Genomic DNA, 2,446 nt, shown 5'->3' with positions numbered 1-2,446 from the left:
GTACTTCATCAAAGCGCATTCCTCCCGGCAGTGACCCTACGGGTACAGTGCGGGGCTCCTGCGATTTCTAGCTGAAGAGCGATCTGCACGCCCGGTAAGAAGTCAGCAAGCTGCCCTGAGGGATCCCCTTATTTAGGATCCACCAGGGATCCCATGAACAGAACGGTTTGGGCCGCTGGGTTGCCGCCGGATCTGGAGGCCACAATGGCAAACCAGAAGGGCCGATCTGCCACAAATTGAAAGGGCTCTTGCCGGTCGACAGCAGTCCGGGAGACGATCACCCCAGTAGCGGCTGCCGCCTCGGATCCCTCTTCGTTCACTTCAATTGCTGCTTTGTGCAGGACTTTGCTGATCCGCGCTGGCTCTGGGGTCATCTGGCTGAAATCGGCTCGGTTGGAAAAGGCAACTCCCAGGCCCAACTGCTGCAGAACGGAAGTGAGATCCGTTTCATAAGCCAATTCAAATCTCGGGATCCGCACCGAACCTGCACGGGGGCGCAGGGATCCCGTCCATTCTTGCCAAGTTTCCGGGCTCAGCTCTGCCCGCAGCGATTCCAGCTTCACTCCCTTCTTGGGCAGCAGGATCAGCATTTCCAGTTCTCCTTCCCCGTAGGGCAGGCTCACCACCTGCAACTGCTCGGTTTCCAGGTAGTCGTAACGACCTGATTGAACCATCATGGGTACTCGGACGCGGCGGCCATCCAACCGAGTAAAGGGCTGAGTTTGGGTGCGCTCCGGATCGAAGGGCTGAGTCCACTCGCCTTTGAAGTAGATGGCATTGAGCAAAACCATCAAATCCTCGCGGCTGAGGCGATCCACAATGCGGTTGATCTTGCCCTGGGTGCGCTCGGCCACCCAGCCGTTGATCTGGTTCACCGTTTGCCGGGATCCCAAATTCACCCGATTCACCACCGCTTGGTAGTAGGTGGCCAAAGCCTGCAAAAACTGGGGCTGTAAGGTGAGGGTTTGATCCACCCAGAGGCCGTTGGCCATTTGCACCTGGACTGGCCCTCCTGCCGGGGATCCCTCCGCCAGCCAGCCCACCATTTGGGCATTGCTCCAGTTCAACTCATTGAGGGAAAGGTCCTGTGCCTCCAGCACCTCGGCCATTGCCGTTTGAGTCTCCCCAGAGGCGCCGTTGTAGAGCATGCTCAGGGCCAGGCGGATGCTCAAGGGGGAGAAAAAGAGGTTCTCTTGGGGCTGCTGACGGAGCAGGTGATCAAACAGTTTCAGCGCAAAGCGGCTTTGGGCTTGTTGGGCCACGGTCTTTTCCCCATACCCTTCCCCATAGGTCACCGTTGGCTCAAAGGGAATCCGCACCGGGGTTTCCTGTGAACGGGATCCCATCCCGTGAGTGGGCCAGAGGCCCAGGCTCAGTAAACCCAGCAGAGCCAGAAGCGGGATCCGGCTCACCGAGGATCTATTGAATCTATTGAAATTGAAAGGGTCTTTCATACGGCTCTCCTGGCAGGGTGGGGAACGATAAAGTCTATGGCTATGCTATCGGGTCGGTTGCGGGCTGCCCTTGCCCAGGGACGCCATTTCCGCTGCGCTCAAGGTGGAAAGACGCAGGCAGCTTCCGGCAAGCAAGAATTGGCAAGGCCCTCCCAGAGGGGAACTTTCTGCATCCGGTTGGCCAAGTCGCGGCAGCAGCGTCCGGCGCGATAGGATGAAGCCTGCACAGGAGAGCGCCACATGGTTCTGTTCGTGATACGGAGTCCGCAAAAAGTTCCGCGAGGACGCAAAGTTGCCTTGGGTTTGGCTCTGCTGCTCCTGGGATCCGGCTTGGGATGTACTGCTGCCACGGAGAGATCTCCCGCCTCACAAACTCAGGTAACCGAAGCCATCTCTCCATCCCCCCCAGCCATAGGGCAGCCCCAGCAACTGCCGGTTGAAGCCGAAGTCACCCTTGCCGGCCAACGCTTTGAGCTAGAGGTGGCCCGCACCCCTGAGCAACAGCGCTTGGGCCTGATGTTTCGCACCGATTTGCCGCCGGATCGGGGCATGTGGTTTCCCTTTGATCCGCCCCAGCCAGCTTCTTTTTGGATGTTCAACACCCTGATCAACCTGGACATCATTTTCCTTCACCAAGGCAAGGTGGTGTACATTGCCGCCGATGTGCCCGGCTGCCCCGCCCAACCCTGCCCCACCTATGGGCCGCCTCCTTCCCAGTTGGTGGACGGTGTGCTGGAGTTTCGCGGCGGGACGGCTGCCGCTTTGGGTTTGGCCGTTGGAGATCCGGTCGAGATCCGAGAGCTTCAGCCCGCAGCCCCTTGATCTCTCCCTCCCTTGGGGACAAGGAAGACGGGCTCGAAGATGATCTTTTGAAGAATCTTTGCGATGATTTTTGAGGGTTGCTAACTAAGCCTACAGAAGAGCATGACTCTAGTCAATAATAAGCTCAACTATACTGAAAATAATGTATAATATGTTCAGTACGGATTACT

General features: G+C 57.8%; 2 protein-coding genes. One reads left to right on the top strand and one right to left on the bottom strand.

Features of this window, described 5'->3' with window-relative positions:
- Positions 1-128: 128 nt before the first annotated feature.
- The gene (locus tag NW834_RS13580) at positions 129-1,412 is read right to left on the bottom strand and encodes a serpin family protein (RefSeq protein WP_414418499.1); all 1,284 of its coding nucleotides are present in this window, start codon (positions 1,410-1,412) and stop codon (positions 129-131) included.
- Between the two features lie 282 nt (positions 1,413-1,694).
- Here NW834_RS13580 and NW834_RS13575 point away from each other — a divergent pair, with 282 nt between their 5' ends.
- A complete protein-coding gene (locus tag NW834_RS13575; RefSeq protein WP_414418497.1) occupies positions 1,695-2,276 on the top strand; it encodes a DUF192 domain-containing protein in 582 nt (193 codons plus the stop codon).
- The last annotated feature ends 170 nt before the right edge of the window (positions 2,277-2,446 follow it).

It is taken from the genome of Synechococcus sp. R60.1, from assembly GCF_047461835.1.
Classification (GTDB): domain Bacteria; phylum Cyanobacteriota; class Cyanobacteriia; order Thermostichales; family Thermostichaceae; genus Thermostichus.
This window is presented reverse-complemented; position numbering and strand designations above follow the sequence as displayed.

Bases quoted from the DNA above. Each gene is read 5' to 3' on its own strand.
- NW834_RS13575 (WP_414418497.1), top strand. From the start codon at position 1,695: ATGGTTCTGTTCGTGATACGGAGTCCGCAAAAAGTTCCGCGAGGACGC.